The following is a 25059-nucleotide window of genomic DNA, read 5'->3' as shown; positions in this document are numbered from 1 at the left end:
AGTCGTACGACGCGGGGTCGTAGGGCGCGGGGTCGTAGGGCGTACGGGCCTGCGGGTCACGGCAGTTGCAGGCGGGCGGCGACCGGCAGGTGGTCGCTGCCCGTCCTGGGCAGGGTCCACGACGACCTGGGCTCGATCCCCTTGACCATGATCTGGTCGATCCGGGCCATCGGGAAGGACGCGGGCCAGCTGAAGCCCATGCCGTTGCCCGCCGCGCCCTGGGTGGAGCGCATCTGCGAGGTGACGGCGGCCAGCGAGCGGTCGTTCATGGTGCCGTTGAGGTCGCCGAGCAGCACCACGCTGTGCAGCGGCTCGTCGGCGATCGCCCGGCCGAGCGCGTCGGCGGCCCGGTCCCGCTGGCCGGCGGTGAAGCCGGCGTCGAAGGTGACCCGTACCGACGGCAGGTGCGCCACGTATACCGCGACCGGGCCGTGCGGGGTGGTCACCGTGGCCCGCATCGCCCGGGTCCAGCCCATCCTGATGTCCACCGGCCGCACCGCGTGCATCGGGTACCTGCTCCACAGGCCGACCGTGCCCTGCACCGAGTGGTACGGGTAGGCCGCCGCCAAGTCGTGGGCGTACCGCGGCGCCTGACTCTCCGGCAGCTCCTCGAGCGCCACGATGTCGGCGTGCGCGACCACCAGGTCGCGAGCGGTGCCGTCGGGGTCGAGGTTGCCGGCGTTGACGTTGTGGGTGAGGACGGTCAGGTCGCCGCCGGGCGCCTCCTTGTCGGTGAGCAGACCGCCGAACAGGTTCAGCCACACCGCGAACGGCAGCACTATGGCGATCAGTCCGGTCGCCGAGCGGCGCACCACCGCCAGCACCAGCAGGACCGGCAGGACCAGGCCGGACCAGGGCAGGAAGGTCTCGGTCAGGCTGCCGAGGTTCCCTATCCGGTTCGGCACGTGGGAGTGGAAGGACAGCAGCAGCGTCAGCAGCACCGCCAGGACGGCCACCACGATGCCGCGCCGCCACATGCCCGCCGGCCGCCACCAGCGCAGGAACCCGTGCAGCACGGCGCCCGCCCGCCCGGAGGCGGCGGACCGGCCCAGCACGGCGGAACCGTCCGGGGTCCTCTCGGTCGCGTCCGTCCTGCCGTGCGCTTGGGTCATATGGAACCTCGCTGCCGTGCCGGGTGCTCTGCCGACCATAGGGGATCGACATATGAAGCGACGGGTGGCGGGGGGCGGTGGGTTCCGGTTTGTGCTGCGTTCGGGTGGGCTGTGACAGGACGGTCACAGGGCGCGGGAGGGCCAACGGCCGGGTGTTTCAGGCGTGCTGCGGGCCCGGCGTTTCACGCGTACCGCGGGCCCGGCGTTTTACCGTCTTGCGGCCGGGCGCCCTGGAGGAACCAGTCCACGATCCGCTCGGCGAGGGTGTCGTCCTGGAGCAGGTCGGGACGGATGGTGGCCCGGTAGAGCACCGGGCCGGCCACCATGTCCATGGCCAGTTCCAGGTCCTCGGCGATCTCGGGGCGCAGTTCGCCCTCGGCGACTCCGCGCTCCAGCAGCCGGGCCAGCGTCCGGCGGCGCGGCACGATCGCGGTCTCGTAGTAGCGCTGCCACAGCTCCGGGCTGCTGTGCAGGTGCAGCAGCATGTTGCGCAGCAGCGCGTTCTCCTGCTTGGCCAGGGTGCGGTGGCGGATCGCCTCGATGCTGGCGATCAGGTCCTCGCGCAGGCTGTGGCCGGCCGGTTCGGCGGGCGGCGCCTCGACGGCGGCGAGCACGTCCAGCAGCAGAGCGTCCTTGCCGGGCCAGCGGCGGTAGACGGTGGCCTTGCCGACGCCGGCCTGCCGGGCCACGTTCTCCATCGACAGGTCGGCGAACGAGGTGCCCTCGGTGAGCAGGCGCAGCACTGTGTCGATGACCGCGCGGTCGACGGCCGCGCTGCGCGGGCGTCCGCGCCGGGCGGCCGTCGGACCGGGCGTCTGCGTCACTGCTCGGCACCCACCTTCTCCGGCTCGGGCGCGCTGCCGGGAGCGGGGGCGGCGGCCCGCCGGCCCGGAAGGTACAGCAGCGTGACCAGGGCGCCGACCAGGCCGACCGCGGCGGAACTGATCGCGGTGACGTGCATGGCGTGGATGAAGGCGTCGTCGGCCGGGCCGACCAGGGCCTGCCCCTTGGGCCCGAGCTTGTCGGCGATCGCCAGGGTGGCCTCGATGGACTCGCCGGCCGAGTGCCGGGCGCCGGGCGGCAGCGTGCCCAGGTGGTCCTGGACGCCGTTGCGGTAGAGGGTCGACATCACCGAGCCGAGCACGGCCACGCCGAGGGCGCCGCCGACCTGGCGGAAGGTGTTGTTCACCGCGGAGCCGGAGCCGGCCTTCTCGCGCGGCAGCGAGGACATGATCATCACGGTGGCGGGCGGCATCACGTGGGCCATGGCGGTGCCCATCACGAAGAACGCGACCTCCATGATCCAGATGGGTGTGGTGCGGCCCATCACGACGAAGCCCAGGAAGGATATCGAGGTCAGCGTCATGCCGCCGACGCAGACCGCGCGGGCGCCGAACCGGTCGACCAGCAGCCGGGCCCGCGGCGCGAAGATCATCTGACCGGCGGCCAGCGGGAGCAGCAGCAGACCGGAATCCAGGGCGCTGTAGCCACGCACGGACTGGTTGTAGAAGACCATGAAGAAGGTCACGCCCATCAGCGCGAAGAAGATCAGGCCTATGGCGGCGACCGAGGCGGAGAACTGCCGCTTGCGGAAGTACGACATGTCCAGCGCCGGGTGGTCGCTGCGCGCTTCCCACCAGATGAAGGCGGCCAGCACCACCGCGCCGCCCACCGTGGTGCTCCACACCTCGGTGCGGCCGAAGTCGCCGTACTGACCGCCCTTGATGATGCCGTAGACCAGCAGCACCAGTCCGGCGATGGACAGCAGCACGCCGACCGGGTCGAGCTTGCCGGGCCTGGGGTCCCGGGACTCCGGCAGCAGGACGATCATCGCGATCACGCCGGCCACCACGACCGGCACGTTGACCAGGAAGACCGAACCCCACCAGAAGTGCTGGAGCAACACGCCACCGGTGATCGGGCCGATCGCGATGGCCAGGCCCACCACACCGGACCAGATGCCGATGGCGCGGGGCTGCTCGTCGCGCTCGAAGACGTTCATGATGATCGCCAGCGTGGCGGGCAGGATCAGCGCGCCGCCCAGGCCCATCACCGCGCGGAAGGCGATGAGCTGGCCGGCCGAGCCCGCCATGGCGGAGGCCGCGGACCCGGCACCGAACACGACCATGCCGGCCAGCAGCACCTTCTTGCGGCCGAGCCGGTCACCCAGCAGGCCGGCGGTGAACAGCAGCCCGGCGAAGACCAGGGTGTAGGAGTTGATGGCCCACTCGAGGGCGCTCTGCGAGGCGCCGAGGCCGGTGGGGGCGGGCTGGGCGATGGTCTTCATCGCCACATTCAGGATGGAGTTGTCCAGGACGACCACGAGCACGCTGAACAGCAGCGTCGCCAGGATCGCCCATCGACGGCGGTGTACCGCCTCGGGGACGGCGGAAGTCTGGGGTACGGCCATGCCTTCAGGGTACGGAGATTAACGATACGGTGCCGTCTCGTATCGTAAAGTTGCGGTAAAGGCGGACTGCCCTTTCCGGACCGGGGCGGGCGTGTCAGCATGGAGGGAATCCGGGGACGCCGTCAGGGCGCCTCGAGATGACCTGAAGGAGCCGTCACCATGACGCAACTTCCGGCTGCCCAGCAGCCCCCGCGCGCCGCGGACCAACCCAAGGCCCTCTACGGAGGCGCCGGCACCCGCCGCATCACCGTGCGCGACCTGCTGGCCGCCAAGGAGCGCGGCGAGAAGTGGCCCATGCTCACCGCCTACGACGCCATGACCGCCTCGGTCTTCGACGAGGCCGGCATCCCCGTGCTGCTCGTCGGCGACTCCATGGGCAACGTGCACCTGGGCTACGACACCACCGTGCCCGTCACCATGGACCACATGGCGATGCTCGCCGCAGCGGTCGTACGCGGCACCCGCCGCGTCCTCGTCGTCGGCGACCTCCCCTTCGGCTCCTACCAGGAAGGCCCGGTCCAGGCCCTGCGCAGCGCGACCCGCCTGGTCAAGGAGGCCGGGGTCGGCGCGGTCAAGCTGGAGGGCGGCGAACGCTCCCTCGCCCAGACCGAGACCCTCGTCCAGGCCGGCATCCCCGTGATGTCCCACCTCGGCCTGACCCCCCAGTCCGTGCACACCCTCGGCTACCGCGTCCAGGGCCGCGGCGACGAGGCCGCCCACCGCCTCGTGCGCGACGCCAAGGCCGCGGAACAGGCCGGCGCCTTCGCCGTCGTCCTCGAACTCGTCCCCGCCGAGGTCGCCGCCGAGGTCACCCGCTCCCTCCACATCCCCACGATCGGCATCGGCGCCGGCCCCGACACCGACGCCCAAGTCCTCGTCTGGACCGACATGGCCGGCCTCACCAACGGCAAGGTCCCCCGCTTCACCAAGCAATACGCCGACCTCCGCGCCACCCTCACCACCGCCGCCCAGTCCTTCGCCTCCGACGTCCTCTCCGGCACCTTCCCCGCCGAGGAACACACCTTCCACTGATCGTCTGCGCAAGGCTCCTGCCCCGGGGGTACGGTTTTCCGTTCTCCCGGGGTGGGGGTGGGGCCCTTCGAGGGGCGGAGCCCCGGCAGACGCGGCCGGGGCGGGGGCGCCCGCCTCGCAAGGCGCGTCCCGAAGGGGCGGAGCCCCGGCGGACGCGGCCCCGCAGGGGCGGCGGCTCGGGCAGGTTGAAGGCCCGGCGAGGGCGCCCCGCAAGGGGCGCGGAGTCTGGGGGTGCCCCCACGCGACCAGCCACGACGGCGCGGCACAGGCCGGGACCGCGGAATCGCGACGGCGCCGAGCCGCCCACGGGAACAGCCGAGCTCCTTCCCAGGCGGGCCCGAGAAGAGGGGCACGGGTCCCCCCCCGGTCAGGTATCCCGAGCCCAAGCCGGAAAAAACGTTCACCCCACATCAAGGCTGAGTAATCCGTCACCCAATTACGTACGTAAGGGCATGACCCTCACCATGCCGCCCGCCCGCACCCACCCCCGGCCCTGACCATGCGGAGCACAGCCACACTGCGCGAATTCGACCCCGAGCGGCCGGTACGGCAGTATGCGGGCGTGGACGGACCACCCCCACCCGAGGGACCTCAGGGCGGACCTCCGGAACCGGATTCGGTTCCGGAGGAAGAGCTGATGCGGGCGCTGTACCGCGAGCACGCCGGCGCCCTGTACGCCTACGTGCTGCGACTGGTCGCCGGCGACCGCTACCTGGCCGAGGACGTCGTCCAGGAAACGCTGCTGCGGGCCTGGAAGAGTGCCTCGAAGCTGGACACCTCGGCCAAGTCGCTGCGGCCCTGGCTGGTGACGGTCGCCCGGCGCATCGTGATCGACGGTCACCGCAGCCGCCAGTCCCGGCCGCCGGAGACCTCGCCGGCGGCGCTGGAGCAGGTCCCGGCGCAGGACGAACTCGAACGTTCGCTGCGGCTGATGACCATCTCGGACGCGCTCGGCGCCCTGTCGGCGGCGCACCGGGAGGCCCTGGTCGAGACGTATTTCAAGGGCCGTACCGTCAACGAGGCGGCCGAGCAGCTCGGCCTTCCACCGGGCACCGTACGGTCCCGGGTGTTCTACGGTCTGCGCGCCCTGCGGAACGCGCTGGAGGAGAGAGGGGTGACCACTTCATGACATCCCATATCGATGTGGGCGCCTACCTGCTCGGCGCGATGGACGACGAGGAGATGACCCGGTTCGAGGAGCACCTGGCCGAGTGCGAGGTGTGCGGCCGGGAGCTGGACGAACTGAGCGGTGTGCTGCCGGTGCTGGCGGAGCTGCGCGCGGACGGCATCGGCTACGACGAGCCGCCCAGCGGGGACGTGCTGCTCCAGCGGCTGCTGAACGAGGTGTCCGGGGAACGGCGCACCCGCAAGCGACGCCGGCTCGTGGCGGTGGCCGCGGCCGCCGTGCTGGTGGTGGGCGGACCCACCGTGGCCGTCCTCGCCTCCTCGGGCGGCGACAGCGGCAGCAGCGTGGTCGCCACCCCCACCTTCGCCGCCGACCGGCACTCCGCGAGCAACCCCGCGACCGGCGCGTCGGCGATGGTGGGGATCGCCGACAAGGGCTGGGGCAGCGCCGTGGACCTGCGGCTGACCGGGGTGACCGGGCCGCTGACCTGCAGCCTGATCGCGGTCGGCGCCGACGGCAGCCGTCAGACGGTGGCCACCTGGTCCGTGCCCAACAGCGGCTACGGCACCAACGCCCAGCCCAGGCCGCTGATGGTGCACGGCGCGGCCGGTCTGCACGAGAAGGACATCAACCACTTCGAGGTCCGTGCCACCGGGGGCACGCTGCTGGTCAGCGTCCCCGTGTGAGACCCCGCGCGGCAGCCGGCTGCTGCCGCGTCGTCACCCGTGCCGCCCGGACCGGCCGCGTGCCCCGGTCGGACGGTACGGGCCCGGGAGCGCCCGGTCGGACCTTCGCGGACAGGTCCGGCCGGGCAGGAGCGGACTGGGACGGGTCCGCTCCCGTTCGGGTGGATCGGGTGGATGGGGTGGGTCGGGCAGGTCCGGGCGGAGGCGGGCGACTCCGTCCCGGCGGGTGTTTCGTGGCGATTTTCCCGGTACATGGCCATCGTGCGCCGCGGCGCCGACATATCGCCGACACCACGCCGATACGGCAGGGGGGGCGCCGATACGGAGGTGTCGGTGGCGTGTGGGTGCCGTGTCGGCGGGGCCCGCCAGGGTGGTGGGCATGACGACGCGACCGACTGACACCAGCGGGACCGCCGCCGTCGAGGTACGGGGTCTGGTCAAGCACTACGGCACGACCAGAGCTCTCGACGGGGTGGATCTCGACGTACGCCAGGGCACAGTGCTCGGCGTCCTCGGCCCGAACGGGGCCGGCAAGACCACGCTCGTACGCGTGCTGTCCACTCTTGTGCGGCCGGACGCCGGCACCGCCCGGGTGGCCGGGTACGACGTACTCACCCAGCCCCGGCAGCTGCGCCGGGTGATCGGCCTGACCGGCCAGTACGCCTCGGTGGACGAGAAGCTGTCCGGCCGGGAGAACCTGTACATGATCGGCCGGCTGCTGGACCTGTCCCGCAAGGAGGCCCGGGCCCGGGCGGACGAACTGCTGGAGCGGTTCTCGCTGACCGAGGCCGCGCGGCGGCCGGCGATGCAGTACTCCGGCGGCATGCGGCGCCGCCTCGACCTGGCGGCGAGCATGATAGGCCGCCCCGCCGTGCTCTACCTGGACGAGCCGACCACCGGCCTGGACCCGCGCACCCGCAACGAGGTGTGGGACGAGGTCCGCTCGATGGTGGCCGACGGGGCCACCGTGCTGCTCACCACCCAGTACATGGAGGAGGCCGAGCAACTGGCCGACGAGCTCACGGTGGTGGACCGCGGCCGCGTGATCGCCACCGGTGAGGTGGCCGAGCTCAAGGCCCGGGTCGGCGGTCGGACGCTGCGGATCCGGCCGGCCGACCCCCGGGACGCGGCCGCGATGACCGCCGCACTCGCCGAGGCCGGGCTGTCCGGGGCGGCCGGGGTGACCGAAGCGCCCGGCGAGGGGACCGGCCGGGACGAGGGCGTGGTGAGCGTGCCGGTGCTCAGCGACGAGCAACTGACGGCCGTGGTGGGCCTGCTGGCCGCCCGCGGCTTCGCCATCGCGGGCATCGGCACCCATCTGCCCAGCCTGGACGAGGTGTTCCTGGCCATCACCGGCCAGAAGGCCGACGGCAGCGCGAAGGCCGGCCCGGCCAGCGCGGGGGACGGCACGGCCAACGGCCGGCCCGGGTCCGGGAACGGGGAGCGGACGCCGGGGACGGCGCAGGAGACGGAAGACGTGGAGGTCTCGGTATGAGCGCGACAACGGCGGCCGGGCCGGCCACGAAGACGGCGGCAATGCCGGTCGCGGCCGGCGAGGGCCGGATCGGCCTGCGCAGCAACCTGCGGCACATCGGCGCCCTGGCCCGCCGGAACATGCTGCAGATCAAGCAGGACCCGGAGTCGATGTTCGACGCCGTCCTGATGCCGGTGATCTTCACCCTGCTGTTCGTGTACGTCTTCGGCGGCGCGGTCTCCGGCAAGGGCCACCAGCACGAATACGTGAACTATGTGGTCCCCGGGCTCATGGCGATGATGGGCATGAACATCTCCATGGCGGTGGGGACCGGGATCAACGACGACTTCCAGAAGGGGGTCATGGACCGGTTCCGCACCATGCCGATCGCCCGGTCCTCGGTCCTGATAGCCAAGATCGTGGTCGAGGTCGGCCGGATGCTGATCGCCATCGCGATCCTGCTCGGCATGGGCTTCGCGCTGGGCATGTCCATCGGGACGGATGTGCCGCACCTGTTCGCGGCGATAGCGCTGTCCACGGTCTTCGGCGCATCGCTGATGTGGATCTTCATTCTGCTGGGCCTGACGATGAAGACGGCCCAGGCGGTCCAGGGGGTGGCCATGCTGGTGCTGATGCCCTTGCAGTTCGGCAGCTCGATCTTCGCCAAGCCGACCACCATGCCGGGCTGGCTGGAAGGGTTCACCAAGGTCAATCCGCTGTCCAACCTGGCGGACGCGGCCCGGGCCCTGGTCAACGGCGGCGCGGTGGCGCACTCGGTGTGGATGACGCTCGCCTGGTCGGTCGGCATCACCGCGGTGACGGCACCGCTGGCGGTGGCACGGTTCCGCAAGAAGACCTGACACGCCACGCCCCGGCGCGGCGCTCTCGGCGGCCCGAACGGCCACGAGTTCGCCGCGCCGCCGGCCGTAGGGGCGGCCCGCACCTGGACACTCGGAGCTCCGGCTCCGGGTGCCCAGGTGCTGCGGGTTCGGGGCCGCCCGGGCCGGGTCAGTCCACGTCGCCCATGAGGTCGACGGTCTCGCGCGGACCGAGGGCGCTGCCCTCGGCGTAGGCGGCCTCGTACTCCTGGGGGCCGAGCAGGTCGCGGAGCCGGGTCCGGGCGGCATCGGTGCGGAGGGCTTCGGCGGGAGGAATGGCCGAGGGGCGCAGCCGGTCGTGGGCGCCGATGAGGACCGCGGCACGCCGGGCCCGGGCCAGGCGGCGGGGGCGGGCTCCGTCGCCGGCCGGCTCGGGTTCGCCGGCGCCACCGGCGCCGACACCGACACCGGCGCCGACACCGGAGCTGTCGTCGGGATCGGTGTCGGTGTCGGCGAGCAGGATCAGGAGTTCCACGGCGCCGGGCACGAGGACGATGCCGATGCGGGGGGTGATGACGTCGGCGAGGGGGTGGCCGGAGAGTTCCGTCAGGCCGGCCGAGAGTTCGGCCATGCCGGTGGCCGGGTCGCCGAGGAGGCCGACGAGGTAGCCCCGCATCGCGCTGAGCAGGCTGGTGATGAAGCCGGGCACGCCGGCGGGAGTGCGGTGGTCGCGGTGTTCGCGGATGGTGGCGTCGATCACTTCCAGCGAACCGGTCATGTCGCCGCGGTTGCGCAGCACGTTGGCGAGCAGGACCCGGCCGTAGAAGGCGGCGCCGTCGGAGGCCGCGCCGAAGCGGTCGGCCTCCTCGATGCCCTGACGCAGGAGGCGTTCGCCCTCCTCGGGCTCGCCGCAGTTCACCAGGGCGTCGCCGAGGCGGACGGTGAAGACCGGGACGTGCTGGAGGGAGCCGATGTCGCGGGAGAGTGCGATGCCTTCGCGGCAGCAGGCGGCGGCGCGATGCCAGTCCCCGCCGTTGCCGGCAGCCTCGGCTTCGGCGGCCAGTGTCTCGGTGGTGCCCCACCGGTCGCCGAGCCGGGCGAAGATGCGCCGGCTCTCCTCGATGTCGCGCAGCGCCTGGTCCAGCCGTTCGGTGAGGTCACTGTCGATCTTGGCCCGCAGCTGCAGGGAGAACGCCAGCTCCCAGTCCCGGCCGTGGGTACGGCAGGCCTCGACGGTCTCGCTGACCAGCCGGTGCAACTGGTCGAAACCGCCGGAGAAGAACGCGCCGAAGGCCCGCATGATGCCGGGCAGCCGAGCCGACTGCGGCAGGTGCGGCGGATAGGCGTCGATCAGGGCCTTGCCGACAGTGACGAGTTCGGGATCGGTCCACCAGTCGCTCTGGTCCTCGTCGCTCGCCGCCATGGCCACCACCCGCACCCAGCGGCGGGCCTCGACCAGCCGTTGCCCGGTCAGCGGCGGCGGGTCGTCCAGCGGCCCGCGATCCAGCGGTTCCAGGACCGGCGGCTCATGGAACGGGTCGGGACCGAGCGCCGCCACGGCGGTCGGCCACACCCGGCGTTCGGAGACGTAGTTGCGCACCTCCCAGAACCAGGCGCAGCCGAGCGTGAGCACCAGGGCCTCCTGCTCGTCGCCGGCCTCGACGGCCCGGCGCAGCGCGGCCCGCACATTCTCGTGGTCGCGTTCCAGCCGTTCCAGCCAGATCCCCTGCTCCGCGCCCCGCAGCCGGGGATCGGCGGTCCGGGCGAACTCACGGAAGAAGATGATGTGACGCCGCTCCACCGCGCCCTGTTCACCCGAGCCGGCCAGCCGGTCGGCCGCGTACTCCCCTATGGTCTCCAGCATCCGGTACCGCTCGCCGTCCCCGGTGAGATCGGCCAGTACCAGCGACTTGTCGACCAACGAGGCAAGAAGCGCCGCGGTGTCGGCCGAGTCGATCCGCGGCGCCGCCCCGGAGCCGCCCGCGCCCTCGGGATCCGCGCAGATGGTCTCGGCGGCCTCCAGCGTCCACCCGCCCCGGAACACGGCGAGCCGGCGCAGCAGCACCCGCTCGGCGTCGTCCAGCAGATCCCACGACCAGTCCACCACCGCCCGCAGCGTCTGCTGACGCGGCAACAGCGTCCTGCTGCCCCCGGTGAGCAGCCGGAACCGGTCGTCCAGCCGGTCCGCGAGCTGCCGCGGCGACAGGCTCCGCAGCCGCGCCGCCGCCAGCTCGATCGCCAACGGCAACCCGTCCAGCCGCCGGCACAGTTCGGCACACGCCACCGGGTCGTCCTCCACCGAGAACCCCGGCCGCGCCGCCGCCCCCCGGTCCGCCAGCAACCGCAACGCCGTCGGCTCCGGCAACGGGTCCAACGGCCGCACCAGCTCCCCCGGCACCCCCAACGGCTCCCGGCTCGTCGCCAGCACCGACACCCCCGGGCACGCCGCCAGCAACCGCTCGGCCAGCGCCGCCGCCGCATCGATCACGTGCTCGCAGTTGTCCAGCACCAACAGCAAGCTCCGCCCCGCACAGTAGTCCGCGAGCTGCTGCACCGGATCCTTCGCCTTGGTCTCCGCCGCTATGGCGGCCTCCGCCGCCCCCGTGGCATGCACCAACGTCTCCCGCAACCCCAGCGAGTTGACCACCGCCTCCCCCAAGGTCGCCGGATCACTCACCGGCGCCAACTCCGCGTACCACACCCCATCCGGCCACCGCCCCCCGACCAGATCCCCCGCCTCCTGCGACAACCTCGTCTTCCCCGTCCCCCCGGGCCCCGTCAACGTCACCAACCTCGCCCGCTCCAAATCCCCCCGCACCGCCACCAGGTCGGCCTCCCGCCCCACAAAACTCGTCAACCGCGCCCGCGCATTGCCAACGACCCGCCCCGTACCAACCCCATCACCATTTCCACCACCGGCCCCATCGCCGATCCCCCCACCGCCGCCGGTGCCGCCCACATCACCCCCAGGCAGCCGACCGCCCCCGACAGGGGAGGCATCCGAACGGCCGGAAGCGGAACCGCCGCCCCCCGCCGACCGGGAGGGGTCGGAGGGGTGGGGGTCCGAAATGCTGCCGTATATTTGTGAGCCGCCAGGCTCGTAAATATACGATTTCGGACTCCCACCCCGGAGGCCCCGACCCCCGCCCGGCGAACCCGAACCGGGCGAACCCGCACCCGCCCCGCCCGGATTGAGCAGCTCCGCATGAAGCGCCCGCAGCTCCCCCGATGGATCCGCCCCGAGCTGCTCGGCCAACTCCACCCGCACCGCCTCGAAAGCGGCCAGCGCATCCGCCCCCCGCCCCGCATCCCGCAACGCCCTGATCTGAAGCGCCCGCAACGGCTCGTCCAACGGATACGCGGCCACCAACTCCGCCAGCTCCGGCAGCAGCCGCTCCGCATGCCCGAGCGCAAGCTCCGCACTGATCCGCTGCCGCACCGCGTCCTGCCGCAAAGACTCACTGCGCACCGCCGCCGCGCCCCGCTCCGGCAGATCCGCGAGCGCGGGCCCGCGCCACAGCGCGAGCGCGTCGGCGAGCAGACCCGCGGCCTTGACGGGGTCGTCGTCGGCCAGCGCAGCAGCCCCTTCCGAGGCGAGGCGCTCGAAGCGGTAGAGGTCGACCCCGTCCGGCGCCGCCTCCAGCCGGTATCCGCCGTCGACCGAGCCGACCGCCTCGTGGCCGAGCGTCTTGCGGAGCCGCCCGATCAACGCCTGAAGCGCGCCGACCGCGTCGGCCGGCGGCTCCCCGCCCCACACCTCGTCGATGAGCGCGGCCACGCCGATCACCCGGCCGGGCCGCAGCGCGAGCGCGGTGAGCAGCGCGCGCAGCCGACCGCCGGCGAGCACGACGGGGGTGCCGTCGTCCCGCAGAGCCTGCGTTGTACCGAGGATCGTGTATCGCACGGGCCCATTGTTACGGAGTGCGCCCGCACCCCGCCCCGAGTTGTCCACAGGCCCGTCGGGCCCGGAACCCCGGCCGTCCGCTGTGCGTTTTCCCGGCGCGGCCTGTGCCGTCGCCCCGCAGGATGACATGATCAGGCGGCCTGTCCTCCCGACCGACCCCGCCGACCCGCCGGCCAGCGCGCCGACCAGCCGACCACGGAGCCCGTCCCATGAGCGTCACCCCGATCCGCCGAGCCCAGCACGGCGACAGCCGCATCAGCCCGATCTTCCTGGCCATCGCCGCGGTGATGGTGGCGTCCGGCTGGGCGGTGTGGCGGGAGTTCGCCTCGAACAAGGGCTTCGCGGTGTTCCTGTTCGTCGTCTCGGGCTGGTTGGTGTCACTGTGCCTGCACGAGTACGCGCACGCCCGCACCGCACTGCACAGCGGTGACATCTCCATCGAGAGCAAGGGTTACCTGACCCTCAACCCGCTGAAGTACACCAACGCGCTGCTGTCGGTGATCCTCCCGGTGATCTTCGTGATCGCGGGCGGCATCGGCCTGCCGGGCGGCGCGGTCTTCATCGAGCGCGGCCGGATCCGCGGCCGGTGGCGGCACAGCCTGATCTCGGCGGCGGGCCCGCTGGTCAACGTGCTCTTCGCGATCGTGCTGATGCTGCCCTTCGCGCTGGGCAAGGCCGATTCGTGGCCGACCGACTTCATGGCCGCGCTGGCCTTCCTGGCCCGGCTCCAGGTCACCGCCGCGATCCTGAACCTGCTGCCGGTGCCCGGCCTGGACGGCTACGGCATCTGGGAGCCCTGGCTGTCGTACAACATCCGCCGCCAGGTCGAGCCGTTCGCGCAGTTCGGCCTGCTTGCCGTGTTCGGCGTGCTGTGGATCCCGTCGGTGAACATCAAGTTCTTCGACGCGATCAACTCGGTGATGGGCTGGTTCAACGTCCACGCCATCTACATGGACTACGGCTACACGCTCTTCCGGTTCTGGAAGAACCAGGGCTGACGAACCGGGGCCGACCGAGCCGACCGAGCCGACCGAGAAGGACTGGCGGAGAAGGAGAAGGAGCCGCTCAGCGGGCGGCCCGAGCGGCGGCCCGCGCCTTGTCCCTGCGCCGGTAGAACCACCACATGTTGCTGGTCACGCCCGCGAGCAGGATCCACACGACGCCCAGCCAGCTTCCGTGTGCGAAGGAGACCACCGCGGCGACGACGGCCAGCAGGCACAGGATCAGGGCGTAGGTGGCGAGGCGGGGCATGGCGGGCGGGCTCCTGTCCGGCGGGACGTACGGGCGGCCGGACGGCTGCGGCGTACGGCTGGTCGTACGCCATTGTCCCCCATGCCCCGCGGCCACCCGTACGGACCCGGCCCGTACGCGCCCGCGGCGGCGCGGCGGACCTACACGTCGGTGACGCGCAGTCCCGCGTGGGCCTTGTAGCGGCGGTTGACCGAGATCAGGTTGGCGACCAGCGATTCCACCTGGTGGGCGTTGCGCAGCCGGCCGGCGAAGACACCGCGCATGCCGGGGATGCGGGCGGCCAGCGCCTGCACCACATCGGTGTCGGCGCGGGACTCGCCGAGCACCATGACGTCCGTGTCGATCGCCTCGACCTGCGGGTCCTGGAGCAGCACCGCCGACAGGTGGTGGAAGGCGGCGGTGACGCGGGAGTCCGGCAGGAGGGCGGCGGCCTGCTGGGCGGCGCTGCCCTCGTCGGGCACGAGCGCGTAGGCGCCCTGCTTGTCGAAGCCGAGCGGGTTGACGCAGTCCACCACGAGCTTGCCGGCCAGGTCCGCGCGCAGCGCCTCCAGGGTGCGGGCGTGACCCTCCCAGGGGACCGCCACGATCACGATGTCGCTGCGCCGGGCGCACTCGGCGTTGTCGGCGCCCTCCACGCCAAGGCCGAGTTCCGCGGCGGCGGTCTGCGCGCGTTCGGCGGCGCGCGAGCCGATGATCACCTTCTGGCCGGCCCGGGCGAGCCGGTAGGCCAGGCCGCGGCCCTGGTCGCCGGTGCCGCCCAGCACGCCCACCACCAGGCCGGACACGTCCGGGAGCGCCCAGGGGTCCGGGGCCGGGGCCTTCTTGCCTTCCTCAGCGTTCGTCATACCGGCGATCCTGCCAGGTCCGCGGCTCCCACGGCGCGCCGGACGGCCGCCGCCGCGCCGCACCCGGTCCGGCACCATGGGCGCGTGCGACCGGCGTGGCCGGTTGCTCGCGCAGTTCCCCGCGCCCCGCCGGCGCCATGGGCGCGTACGACCGGCACCCTTGCCGCCCACCGGAGTCCGCCGCCATGGCGCCGGGAAATTCCGTTGCCGCAGCCGTGCCGGCGCCAGGATCATGCGGCCCCGTGACCACCACCGACGCCGACGACCCCGACACCGCGCCCGTACCCGGCGCCAAGGACGACACCAAGGACGACACAAGGGACGTCGACGCCAAGAACGCGGGCAAAGCCGAGGACGCGGACGCCGGGACGGCCGTACGGGCCGCGCGCCGTCGCCCCGGCCGCGCCCTGCTGCCCGATCTCGCCCCCTGGCACGGCTCGCGCGACTTCCGGCTGCTGTGGATCGCCGGAGTGGTGACGAACTTCGGCAGCTTCCTGACCTTCGTCGCGCTGCCGGTGCAGCTGAAGGACCTGACCGGGTCGGCGGCGGCGGTCGGCGCGATCGGCGCGGTGGAGCTGGTGCCGCTGGTGGTGTTCGGGCTGTACGGGGGCGCGCTGGCCGACGCGGTGGACCGTAAGCTGCTGATCAACGCGACCGAGGCGGCCCAGGGCCTGCTGGCGGCCTGCCTGCTGGTCAATACGCTGCTGCCGCGTCCGGTGCTGTGGCCGCTGTATGTGGTGGCCGCGCTGTCCAGCGCGCTGACCGGGCTCCAGCGGCCGGCGCTGGACGCGGTCGTGCCGCGCATCGTGCCCAGGGACCAGCTCGCCGCGGCGGCCGCACTCAACAGCCTGCGCTGGCAGGTGGGAGCGATAGCCGGGCCCTCGCTGGCCGGACTGGTGATCGCCTGGGCGGGGCTCGGCTGGGCGTACGGAGCGGACTGCGTGACCTTCGCGGTGTCGCTCGGCTGCGGGCTGGGACTGCGCCGCTTCCCCGCCGCTCACGACGCCCGGCCGCCGTCGCTGCGCGGCATCGCCGAGGGCGCGCGCTACGCCTGGAGCCGCAAGGAGCTGCTGGGCACCTATGCGATCGACCTGGCCGCGATGTTCTTCGCCTACCCGGTGGCGGTCTTCCCGTTCCTCGCGGACGAGCTGGACGCCCCCTGGTCGCTGGGCCTGATGTACGCGGCCGGGTCGGTGGGCTCGCTGCTGGTGAGCGTGACCAGCGGCTGGTCGTCGCGGATCCGGCGGCACGGCCGCATGGTGGTGCTGGCGGCGGCCGGTTGGGGGCTGGCCATGGCGGTCGCCGGGTGGTGCGGCTCGGTGTGGCTGGTGCTGCTCTTCCTGGCGGTGGCCGGCGGCTGCGACATGGTCAGCGGGATCGGACGCGCGACGATGTGGAACCAGACCATCCCGGAGAGCCTGCGCGGACGGCTGGCCGGCATCGAGCTGCTCTCGTACTCGCTGGGGCCGCAGCTCGGCCAGGTCCGGGCGGGCGGTGTCGCGGCGGCCGGCTCGGCCCGGCTGTCCGTCTGGTCCGGCGGCCTGGCCTGCGTCGCCGCGGTCGGCCTGCTGGCTGCCGGGCTGCCCGCCCTGCTGGCCTACGACGCAGGCACGCCGCCGCCGGCCTGATCCCGTACGCGCGGGCCTCGCCGACTGGCCCGCACCACGCACTCGCCGGTGGTCCGGACACGACAGCGGCTGCCCCTTCGGGCCGGTGGCGACCCGCGCCCCGGTGGGGGTACCTCCCAGGCCGAAGGCTCTGGGGGAGCGCCGAGCGCGCCCACGCGGCGCCAGCCGCAACCGCATACAGCCTCGCGCCCCTGGCTGTTCCCGGCGAACCGCGGCCGGCGCAGACCGGACTCACCCCGGGTATGTGTCCGGCCCCACCCCCGTACCCGCCCGCTACCCCCGGTCGTTCCAGCGCGGATCCGTGTCCCACTCCCGGTTCCGCTCCTGCGCGATCTGCATCGCGTGCTCGGCCTCGGCCTTGGTCGGGTACGGGCCGAAGCGGTCCTTCGAGGGGCACTCGGGCCCCTCCTCGGCCTTCTTGTGCTTGAGGCAGTAGAACCACTCGCCGGGCTTGCCGGCCGGTTTGCGCTCCTTGAACAGCGCCATGGTGTCCCTCCTCCTGCTCGGGCTCCCCGCAACGCCCCTGTAGCGGCCAGCTTGCCCCATGAGCCGCCGATACACTCGTCGGCATGACTGCTGTGTCACCGCTCGTACCCGGCACCCTCTCCCCCACCCGCCGGGTGCCCACCTCGATCCCCCGCCCGGAGTACGTGGGGCGGCCGGGTCCGGCGCCGTACACCGGCCCCGAGGTGCAGGAGGCGGACACCGTGGAGAAGATGCGGATCGCCTCCCGGATCGCCGCGCGGGCGATGGAGGCGGCGGCCGCGGCCATCGCGCCGGGGGTGACCACGGACGAGCTGGACCGGATCGCCCACGAGTACATGGTGGAGCAGGGCGCCTATCCGTCGGACCTGGGCTACCGCGGCTTCCCCAAGTCCATCTGCACCTCGCTCAACGAGGTGATCTGTCACGGGATTCCCGACTCGACCGTGCTGCGCGACGGCGACATCGTCAACCTGGACGTGACCGCGTACATCCACGGGGTGCACGGCGACACGAACGCCACGTACCTGGTGGGCGACGTGGACGAGGAGTCACGGCTGCTGGTCGAGCGCACCCGCGAGTCGCTGACGCGGGCGATCAAGGCGGTCCGCCCGGGGCGGCAGATCAACGTGATCGGGCGGGTCATCGAGTCGTACGCGAAGCGGTTCGGCTACGGGGTGGTGCGGGACTTCACCGGCCACGGCATCAACACCTCGTTCCACTCCGGGCTGATCATTCCGCACTACGACGACCCGCGCGCGACCACGGTGATGCAGCCCGGGATGACCTTCACCATCGAGCCGATGCTGACCCTGGGCACTCACGAGTACGACGTGTGGGACGACGGCTGGACGGTGGTCACCAAGGACCGCCGCCGGACCGCGCAGTTCGAGCACACCATGGTGGTCACCGCGGACGGCGCCGAGGTGCTGACCCTGCCCTGACCGCCGGGGACCGGGCGAACGCGGGGCGCTGCCGGTAGGGTTGGCGCGTTTCCCGGCACATATGCGCCCCGCTGAAGGAGTCCGACGCGCCATGATCCGACGCAGGTTGTGCCTGGGGGCCGCGGCGGTGGCGCTGAGCCTGCCGCTGGCCGGGTGCGTGACGGTGCACGGCGAACGCGCGCTCATCGCGTCGGCCCGGCCGGCCGAGGCGGCGAAGGCGCTGGCGGACTTCGCGGCGGCGAACAACGCGGCGACCAGGACGTACGATCCGGCGCGGGTGACCGCTACGGAGGCCGGGCCGCTGGGCGCGATCGACGAGGCGGGGGTGCGGGCCCGGCACGTCAACAACCCGTCGGGCAATCCGTCGGCGACACCGCTGGTGTTCTCGGGCACCAAGTACCTGATACCCCGTCAGCGCGGCTGGCCGAAGTTCTTCGTGGCCGACACGGCGACCAACCGCGGCACCGCGCGCTGGCTGCTGGTCTTCCGGCGGTCCGGCCCGGAGCAGGCGTGGAAGGCCGACTTCCTGGCGGTGTACGCGCCGGGAAGCCTGCCGGCGCCGGCGACCGACAAGGACGGTCACGCCGAGGCGGTACCGCTGGCCGGCAGCGATCTGCTGGTCCAGCCGGGGCAGTTGAGCGCCGCCTACGCCGGCTATCTGCAGGACGGCGCGGGGGCGCAGTCCTTCGCGCCGGGCGCGGTGACCTCGCAGCTGCGCGCCTCCCGCGCCAAGGAGTCGCACACCCCCTCGTCCGTCACCCAGTACCAGGACCAGCCGGTGCAGGGCGGCGAGTTCGACCCGGTGGCGCTGCGTACGAAGAACGGCGGCGCGCTGGTGTTCTTCGGCACCCGTCACCAGTCCCGCGCCACCTACCGGCCGGGTTACCGGCTGACCCTGGACCCGAGCACCAGGGCGCTGATGTCCGGCACGCCGCGCACGTCGGTGACGCTGTCGCGGATGGCGCAGCACGTCGCCTTTGTGCCGGGCGGCGGCGGTACGGGCCAGGTGGTGATCCTCAGCCGGCTGGTGGGGCTGGTGTCGGCCAAGGGCGCGTAGGCGCCCCTGTTTCCGCTTCAGCGGGCGCTCAGCGGCGCCTGCCCGCCGCCTCTGCGCCGTTTTCGGCCCCGTCCTCGGCCTCCTCGTCATCGGCGACCTGCGCGCAGGCGTCGGCGAGGATGTCCAGCACGGGCAGCGGGTCGGGCAGCGGCAGGTCGGGGCCGAGGCCGTCGAGCCAGGTGACGCCGGTGCCGTCGAGCATCCGGGAGGGCGGCAGCAGCACGTAGCTGCCGCGGGTGTGCCAGCGGATGCCGGGGTGCTCGTCGGGCGTCTCGGGGTTGCTGTCCAGGGCGCAGGGCCACCACTCGTCCTCGTCGGCGGTGGCCCGGGTGAGGGTGAAGAACAGCAGCCGTTCCTCGCCGAGCGCGGCGACCGGGCCGAGGGTGGCGGCGTCGGCGGTCAGCCGCTCCAGGGCCAGCCGTCCGGCGTCGGCGGGCACGTCGAGCACGTCGTGCTCCGCGCCGGTGGCGGTGACGAAGTTGGCCAGCGGGTTCGTCCGCAGCCAGTGGTCGATCTTCTGCGGGTCGGTGGTGGCCTGGGTCTGCCAGGCCGGGGAGATCGGGTGCAGGCCGGGGATCGGACAGCCGACGCGGTCGCAGGAACAGCCGAAGCCGTCCGGGTGGGCGGCCGGGGCCACCGGGTAGCCGGCGCCGGCGGCGGCGCGGGTCATCTCGTCGCGCTCGGGGGCGGGTCCGGCGGGCAGTCCGCCGCGGGCGGAACGGGCGCTGCGCGAGCTTCTGGGGGGCCGGGTCGGGCGGGCAGAACCTGTCGCACTGTCCGCGCCGCCGCGCCGCAGCCACTCGGACAACCTGTTCCTGCCTGCCATCGAGCTCCTTCCGTCGCCCCCTGCCGGTCGCGGTACGTACACGGTACGCGGACGGCGAGGGACATCCTCCCTCTTGCCCGGAATGAACACCCACGCGGGGTGGAATGCTTCCCGGGCACGATGTGCCGACATTCTGTCGGGAACACCTCGCGCTCCGCCTCTCTTTCGCGTTTCCTTCACGCCCCTGCGGCCGGCCGACCGTCGACCGCGGGGGCGAGCACGTACGGCGTACCGCGGGTCCCTCACACAGGGCGCGCGGCGCGACGTACGAGGACCGTGCCTCAGCCACCCCCGAGGAGTCCCCCTTGCGCACCGCCACCCCGCGCCGCTACCTGATGTGTCCACCCGTGCACTACACGGTCTCGTACTCGATCAATCCGTGGATGGACCCGACCGAGCCGGTGGACCCGGCTCTCGCCCTCCTCCAGTGGGAGGACCTGCGCGACCGCTACCGGGCCCTGGGCCACACCGTGGAGATCCTCGACCCGGTGCCGGGGCTGCCGGACATGGTGTTCGCGGCGAACGGCGCCACCGTGGTGGACGGCCGGGTGCTGGGGGCGCGGTTCGCCAATCCGGAGCGGACCGGGGAGGCGCCGGCCCACCTGGCGTGGTTCCGCGGCCACGGCTTCCCCGAGGTGCGGGAGCCGGCGCACGTCAACGAGGCGGAGGGGGACTTCGCGGTCACCTCCTCCTGGCTGCTGGCCGGGCGGGGCTTTCGCAGCAGCCTGTCCTCGCACCCCGAGGCGCAGGAGTTCTTCGGCCGCCCGGTGATCGGCCTGGAGCTGATCGACCCGCGCTTCTACCACCTGGACACCGCGCTGGCGGTGCTGGACGAGGCCGGCGACGAGATCATGTACTACCCGGGCGCCTTCTCCCCGGGCACCCGCGCGGTGCTGGCCCGGCTGTTCCCGGGCGCGCTGCTGGCCGCCGCGGAGGACGCGGCCGCCTTCGGCCTCAACGCGGTCAGCGACGGCCTGCACGTGCTGCTGCCGCACACCGCCCGGGGCCTGCGCGCCCCCTTGCGCGAGCGCGGCTTCGAGCCGGTGCCGGTCGACATGTCGGAGTTGCACAAGGCGGGCGGCAGCGTGAAGTGCTGCACCCTGGAAATCCGCCCGGCCCACGCCGGCGTGCCGGCCCCGCTCCCCCAGGCCGCCCCGGCAACCGCGTCCATCAGCGCGACGATCACGGCAACGTCAGCCGCGTCCGGCACCGCGACGATCGTCCCGCCGGCAACCGTGGCGGGCATCGCCACGAGCGCCACCGGTGACCCCGGCCCGGCCGCCCCGGAGGCGACACCGGTGGCCTGACCCGCGCGCGCCGAAGCCCCCCGGGCCGGGGCCCGCGGCTCACCGTCCGCACGGCCCCGGCCCGCCCGGGCCGGGTCCGCAAGTATCGTGCCGCCCATGACTTCGCACGACGATTACGCCGACGACTACGACGTGGTGGTCGTCGGGGGCGGCCACAACGGGCTGGTCGCCGCCGCCTATCTGGCCGGGGCCGGGCGCCGGGTGCTGGTGCTGGAACGGCTCGGGCACACCGGCGGGGCGGCGGTGTCCGCCCGGGCCTTCGCCGGGGTGGACGCCCGGCTGTCCCGCTACTCGTACCTGGTGAGCCTGCTGCCGCGGAAGATCGTGACGGATCTGGGGCTGCGGTTGGCGGTGCGCCGGCGGCGGATCTCCTCGTACACCCCGCACGGCGACACCGGGCTGCTGGTGGACGCCGGGGACGAGAGCCGCACCCGGGAGGCGTTCGTGCGGCTGACCGGCTCGGACCGGGACTTCGCGGCCTGGCAGCGGTTCTACGGGATGACCCGGCGGGTCGCCGAGCGGGTGTTCCCGACGCTGACCGGGCCGCTGCCGACCCGGGCGGAGCTGGAGCGGATCGTGGACGACGGCGCGGCCTGGGAGGCGCTGTTCGAGCGGCCGCTCGGTGCGGCGGTGGAGGCGGCGTTCGACGACGACGTGGTGCGCGGCGTGGCGCTGACCGACGCGCTGATCGGCACGTTCAGCCACGCCCACGACCCGTCGCTGCGGCAGAACCGCTGCTTCCTGTACCACGTGATCGGCGGCGGCACCGGCGACTGGGACGTGCCGGTGGGCGGCATGGGCGCGCTCACCGACGCGCTCGCGGACGCCGCCCGCGCGGCCGGCGCGCGGATCGTGACCGGCGCCGAGGTCACCGCGATCGCCACCGACGGGACCCGCGCGGAGGTGACGTACGGCGACGGCCGGACCGTGGGCGCGCGGGACGTGCTGGTCAACGCGTCGCCGTACGCCCTGGCCGGCCTGCTCGGGGATTCGCTGCCGGAACGGCCGGAGGGGGCCCAGCTCAAGGTCAACATGCTGCTGCGGCGGCTGCCGCGGCTGCGGGACACCGCGACCGACCCGCGCGAGGCGTTCGCCGGCACCTTCCACGTCGCGGAGTCGTACGCGCAGTTGCAGAGGGCGTACGAGCAGGCCGCCGCGGGCCGGGTGCCGGACGCGCCGCCCTCGGAGATCTACTGCCACAGCCTGACCGACTCCTCGATCCTGTCGCCGGAGCTGGCGGAGCGGGGCACGCACACGCTGACCCTGTTCGGGCTGCACGCGCCGGCCCGGCTGTTCGAGCGCGACCCGGGCGCCGTCAAGGACGAGCTGCTGGCCGCCACCATGGCGCAGCTCGACGCGGTGCTGGCCGAGCCGCTGGCGGACTGCCTGGCGGTGGACGGCGACGGGCGGCCCTGCCTGGAGGCGAAGTCGCCGCTGGACCTGGAGCGCGAGGTGGGGCTGCCCGGCGGGCACATCTTCCACCGCGACCTGTCCTGGCCGTACGCGGCCGGCGACGACGTGACGAGCACCACCGGACGCTGGGGTGTCGGGACGGACCGTGCGAACGTCTTCCTGTGCGGCGCGGGCGCGGTCCGCGGCGGCGGGGTCAGCGGAGTCCCCGGGCACAATGCGGCGATGGCGGTACTGGAGAAGGCACGATGACGAAGCGGCCCACGACCGACGAGCCGACCCGGCGCGCAGCGAGGCTGCCGCACCGCAGGCGGGACGAGACGGACGGCGCCCGCCGCACCATCGGCCGCCAGTGGCGGCGCGGCGGCAAGTGGCACACCCTCGACGACGGGGGCACGGGCCCGCGGCCGCACCGGGACTTCACCGATGTGGTGGTGGACTGCGCGGTGTACGATAAGGGCCACCGGCTGGCGTCGCTGCCGCCGCAGGAGGCGCTGGCGCAGGCCCGGCAGTGCGGCGGCTTCGCCTGGATCGGCCTGCACCAGCCGGAGGCGGAGCACCTGGAGGAGATCGCCGAGGCGTTCGGGCTGCACCCGCTGGCCGTCGAGGACGCGGTGCAGGCCCATCAGCGGCCCAAGCTGGAGCGGTACGGCGACACGCTGTTCATGGTGCTGAAGACCATCGTGTTCGTGGAGCACGAGAAGCTGACCGCGACCAGCGAGGTGGTCGACACCGGCGAGCTGATGATCTTCCTGGGGGCGGACTTCGTCGTGGTGGTACGGCACGGCAGCGCGCCGGGCCTGGCCCGGGTGCGGCGTGCGCTGGAGGGGCGGCCGGAGATGCTGGCGCACGGCCCGGCGGCCGTCGTGCACGCGATCGCCGACCAGGTGGTGGACGACTACCTGGACGTCGCCGACGCGGTCGAACTCGACGTGGAGGAGCTGGAGTCGGACGTCTTCTCGGCCATCCACGGTGACGACGCGGAGCGGATCTACCAGCTCAAGCGGGAGCTGATCGAGTTCAAGCGGGCGGTGAACCCCATGGCCCGGCCGCTCCAGCGGCTCAGCGAGGAGGAGCCCGAACTGGTCGGCCCGGAGCTGAACCGCTACTTCCGCGACGTCGCCGACCATCTGTCGCACGTCCGCGAGCGCCTGGTCTCCTACAGCGAGCTGGTGGACGGCCTGCTGTCCGCCAACCTCAGCCAGCTCACGGTCCAGCAGAACGTCGACATGCGCCGGATCAGCGCGGCCGCCGCGATCCTCGCCATCCCCACGATGATCGCCGGCTTCTACGGCATGAACTTCCGCCACATGCCGGAGCTGCACTGGGAGTACGGCTACCCGATCATGATGGGCGTCACGGCGGCGTTGTCGTGGCTGTGCTACCGGCTGTTCAGGAAGTACGGCTGGCTGTAGGCGGCCAGGTGTCGCCCCACTCGGCGTCGCGCGCCTCCTTGTACGCCGCGCCCTGGCGCTTGGTGACCGTGGCGCGGGTCAGGCCCGGCTCCGGGGCGCACAGCTCGAGCAGCACCTGGCCCTTGCGGATCTGGGGGTGGCGCACCACCCGGGCGGCGGCCGGGCCGGCGGGGGCGGGCAGGGCGCCGGGGCGGACGGCGGCCACGTAGGAGAACTTCTCGTCCTCGTACGGCAGCGAGCCGCCCTTGAGCCGGCGGTGCAGGGAGGTCCGCGGGACGCGGGCGGCGAAGTGGCACCAGTCGCCGCCGGCCATCGGGCAGGCGGCGTCGTGCGGGCAGGGCGCGAGGACGGTGTGGCCGGCCGCGATCAGCAGATCGCGGGCCTCGATGATCCGGGCGTAGCCCTCGGGGGTGCCGGGTTCGGCGATCACCAGGGCGCCGCGGGCCGCGCCGGCCGCCGCCCGGACGAGCGCGGCGCGGTCGGCGGGGGTGAGTTCGCCGAGCACGTAGGAGACGGTGACCAGATCGGTTTCGGGCAGTTCCGGCGCGCCGCCGGACAGGGGCGCGCGGCTCCAGCGCGCGGCGCGCACCGGGGCGGCCTCGGCGCCGGCGGCCAGGGCGCGGCCGAGCTCCAGGGCGGCCGCTGACCAGTCCAGGACGGTGCTCTCGTGCCCTTCGTCCGGCCAGGCGTCGGCCACCGCCCAGGTCGCGGCGCCGGTCCCGCCGCCGAGATCCAGATGGGTGCGCGGAGCCCAGTCGCCGGCCCGCAGCCGGAACGCGCCGAGGGCGGACCGCACCGCCGCATAGGTCGCGGGCATGCGGTAGGCGGCATAAGCGGCGGCGGCGTCGGCGTCCCGCAGCACGGGCGCGGCGGTCTGCGTGGCTCCCCGGTACTGCTCGATCAGCCGCCCGACCTGGGCGGACGCCTGGCCGGGCGCAGTGGCGTCGAGTTGCTCATCGAGCGCCGCCCGAAGGTCGTCGGGCAGTGGGACGGTGGACACGAGAGACCACTGTAAAGGGCGCCGCCCATTGCCCCGCACTCCTTACGGTCGGTGGCCGGAACACCGCATTCAGTATGTTGATCAACTCATCACATCAGCCCGAATCTGTGCAATCCGCAGCGCGGATGCCCAATGATGACCTAGCCTTCCCATTTGTTACGGAGTCGCCGCTCTTGGGGAAGTGCGGCGGCACCAGTCGGAGCTATGCGCCTGGGGGGTCCATGCGGCGTATCGAGGAAGATCCGGCAATACCGGTCAGATCGGGGCCGGACGAACCGGCCGGGTCCGGGACGGTCCAGCGGACCGCACCGGGCGGCGACGGACCGGCCAC

The 25059-nt window shown here is 73.1% G+C and carries 20 protein-coding genes and 1 pseudogene; 12 read left to right on the top strand and 9 right to left on the bottom strand.

The annotated features are described in order from the left end of the window. Nucleotides 1-56 precede the first annotated feature (56 nt). The 3 genes from ITX44_RS12560 to ITX44_RS12550 form a co-directional block, all read right to left on the bottom strand. The gene (locus tag ITX44_RS12560) at nucleotides 57-977 is read right to left on the bottom strand and encodes an endonuclease/exonuclease/phosphatase family protein (protein WP_372440910.1); all 921 of its coding nucleotides are present in this window, start codon (nucleotides 975-977) and stop codon (nucleotides 57-59) included. A gap of 317 nt (nucleotides 978-1294) precedes the next feature. Beyond that, the gene (locus ITX44_RS12555; protein WP_205357243.1) at nucleotides 1295-1936 is read right to left on the bottom strand and encodes a TetR/AcrR family transcriptional regulator; all 642 of its coding nucleotides are present in this window, start codon (nucleotides 1934-1936) and stop codon (nucleotides 1295-1297) included. Continuing rightward, nucleotides 1933-3522, bottom strand: coding sequence for an MFS transporter (locus ITX44_RS12550; protein ID WP_205357242.1), 1590 nt, complete (start codon nucleotides 3520-3522; stop codon nucleotides 1933-1935). The genes ITX44_RS12555 and ITX44_RS12550 overlap by 4 nt, the downstream gene beginning before the upstream one ends. Before the next feature lie 159 nt (nucleotides 3523-3681). Here ITX44_RS12550 and panB point away from each other — a divergent pair, with 159 nt between their 5' ends. The 5 genes from panB to ITX44_RS12525 all read left to right on the top strand — a co-directional run bounded on the left by panB (nucleotide 3682) and on the right by ITX44_RS12525 (nucleotide 8700). After that, nucleotides 3682-4554: a 3-methyl-2-oxobutanoate hydroxymethyltransferase gene (gene panB, locus ITX44_RS12545; protein ID WP_205357241.1), complete on the top strand. Its 873-nt coding sequence runs from the start codon at nucleotides 3682-3684 to the stop codon at nucleotides 4552-4554. Nucleotides 4555-5053: 499 nt separating this feature from the next. Beyond that, nucleotides 5054-5683, top strand: a complete 630-nt coding sequence (locus ITX44_RS12540) for a sigma-70 family RNA polymerase sigma factor (protein WP_205357240.1) — start codon at nucleotides 5054-5056, stop codon at nucleotides 5681-5683. Then, nucleotides 5680-6366, top strand: a complete 687-nt coding sequence (locus tag ITX44_RS12535) for an anti-sigma factor family protein (RefSeq protein ID WP_205357239.1) — start codon at nucleotides 5680-5682, stop codon at nucleotides 6364-6366. The genes ITX44_RS12540 and ITX44_RS12535 overlap by 4 nt, the downstream gene beginning before the upstream one ends. Before the next feature lie 379 nt (nucleotides 6367-6745). Continuing rightward, nucleotides 6746-7861 (top strand): ATP-binding cassette domain-containing protein, encoded by a 1116-nt coding sequence (locus ITX44_RS12530; RefSeq protein ID WP_205357238.1) that lies wholly within the window; start codon nucleotides 6746-6748, stop codon nucleotides 7859-7861. Continuing rightward, nucleotides 7858-8700 carry an ABC transporter permease gene (locus ITX44_RS12525; RefSeq protein ID WP_205357237.1) on the top strand — a complete coding sequence of 281 codons (843 nt, stop codon included), beginning with the start codon at nucleotides 7858-7860 and terminating at the stop codon, nucleotides 8698-8700. The genes ITX44_RS12530 and ITX44_RS12525 overlap by 4 nt, the downstream gene beginning before the upstream one ends. Nucleotides 8701-8848: 148 nt before the next feature. Here ITX44_RS12525 and ITX44_RS40940 read toward each other — a convergent pair whose 3' ends face one another. Then, on the bottom strand, nucleotides 8849-12562 hold the full coding sequence (locus ITX44_RS40940; protein ID WP_307795237.1) for an AfsR/SARP family transcriptional regulator: 3714 nt from the start codon (nucleotides 12560-12562) through the stop codon (nucleotides 8849-8851). 209 nt (nucleotides 12563-12771) lie between these two features. On the opposite strand from ITX44_RS40940, the gene ITX44_RS12515 reads away from it, so the two are divergent. Further along, complete coding sequence (locus ITX44_RS12515; protein WP_205357236.1) at nucleotides 12772-13560, top strand: site-2 protease family protein; 789 nt, start codon at nucleotides 12772-12774, stop codon at nucleotides 13558-13560. Nucleotides 13561-13627: 67 nt separating this feature from the next. Here ITX44_RS12515 and ITX44_RS12510 read toward each other — a convergent pair whose 3' ends face one another. Together ITX44_RS12510 and npdG are read right to left on the bottom strand one after the other, a co-directional pair. Beyond that, entirely contained in the window at nucleotides 13628-13813 is a 186-nt protein-coding gene (locus tag ITX44_RS12510; protein ID WP_205357235.1) for a hypothetical protein, read from the bottom strand. Between the two features lie 140 nt (nucleotides 13814-13953). After that, nucleotides 13954-14658 (bottom strand): NADPH-dependent F420 reductase, encoded by a 705-nt coding sequence (gene npdG / locus ITX44_RS12505; protein ID WP_205357234.1) that lies wholly within the window; start codon nucleotides 14656-14658, stop codon nucleotides 13954-13956. Between the two features lie 407 nt (nucleotides 14659-15065). Here npdG and ITX44_RS12500 point away from each other — a divergent pair, with 407 nt between their 5' ends. Continuing rightward, entirely contained in the window at nucleotides 15066-16286 is a 1221-nt protein-coding gene (locus ITX44_RS12500; protein WP_236060515.1) for an MFS transporter, read from the top strand. A gap of 273 nt (nucleotides 16287-16559) precedes the next feature. Here the strand turns inward: ITX44_RS12500 and ITX44_RS12495 are convergent, their stop codons facing one another. Beyond that, entirely contained in the window at nucleotides 16560-16772 is a 213-nt protein-coding gene (locus tag ITX44_RS12495) for a hypothetical protein (RefSeq protein WP_205357232.1), read from the bottom strand. Nucleotides 16773-16855: 83 nt separating this feature from the next. Between ITX44_RS12495 and map the strand changes: the two genes are divergently transcribed. Both map and ITX44_RS12485 read left to right on the top strand, forming a co-directional pair. Beyond that, entirely contained in the window at nucleotides 16856-17713 is an 858-nt protein-coding gene (gene map, locus ITX44_RS12490; RefSeq protein ID WP_205357231.1) for a type I methionyl aminopeptidase, read from the top strand. 91 nt (nucleotides 17714-17804) lie between these two features. Next, nucleotides 17805-18770: an SCO2278 family lipoprotein gene (locus ITX44_RS12485; RefSeq protein WP_236060487.1), complete on the top strand. Its 966-nt coding sequence runs from the start codon at nucleotides 17805-17807 to the stop codon at nucleotides 18768-18770. A 28-nt stretch (nucleotides 18771-18798) separates the two neighbouring features. On the opposite strand, the gene ITX44_RS12480 is transcribed toward ITX44_RS12485, so the two are convergent. Continuing rightward, nucleotides 18799-19596, bottom strand: a complete 798-nt coding sequence (locus ITX44_RS12480) for a bifunctional DNA primase/polymerase (RefSeq protein ID WP_205357229.1) — start codon at nucleotides 19594-19596, stop codon at nucleotides 18799-18801. A 335-nt stretch (nucleotides 19597-19931) separates the two neighbouring features. On the opposite strand from ITX44_RS12480, the pseudogene ddaH reads away from it, so the two are divergent. The 3 genes and pseudogenes from ddaH to corA all read left to right on the top strand — a co-directional run. Next, nucleotides 19932-20708, top strand: a pseudogene (gene ddaH / locus ITX44_RS12475) (dimethylargininase); the annotation flags it as partial. Nucleotides 20709-20999: 291 nt separating this feature from the next. Beyond that, nucleotides 21000-22565: a phytoene desaturase family protein gene (locus tag ITX44_RS12470; RefSeq protein ID WP_205357228.1), complete on the top strand. Its 1566-nt coding sequence runs from the start codon at nucleotides 21000-21002 to the stop codon at nucleotides 22563-22565. Then, entirely contained in the window at nucleotides 22562-23728 is a 1167-nt protein-coding gene (gene corA / locus ITX44_RS12465) for a magnesium/cobalt transporter CorA (protein ID WP_205357227.1), read from the top strand. Before ITX44_RS12470 ends, corA begins: the two co-directional genes overlap by 4 nt. Here corA and ITX44_RS12460 read toward each other — a convergent pair. Beyond that, nucleotides 23706-24728, bottom strand: coding sequence for a small ribosomal subunit Rsm22 family protein (locus ITX44_RS12460; protein WP_205357226.1), 1023 nt, complete (start codon nucleotides 24726-24728; stop codon nucleotides 23706-23708). The two genes, corA and ITX44_RS12460, sit on opposite strands and share 23 nt — an antisense overlap. Between the last annotated feature and the right edge of the window lie 331 nt (nucleotides 24729-25059).

The organism is Actinacidiphila acididurans, from assembly GCF_016918855.1.
Taxonomy (GTDB): Bacteria; Actinomycetota; Actinomycetes; order Streptomycetales; family Streptomycetaceae; genus Actinacidiphila; species Actinacidiphila acididurans.
Note: the sequence above shows the minus strand (reverse complement) of the source record. Positions and strands in the feature narration are given on the sequence as shown.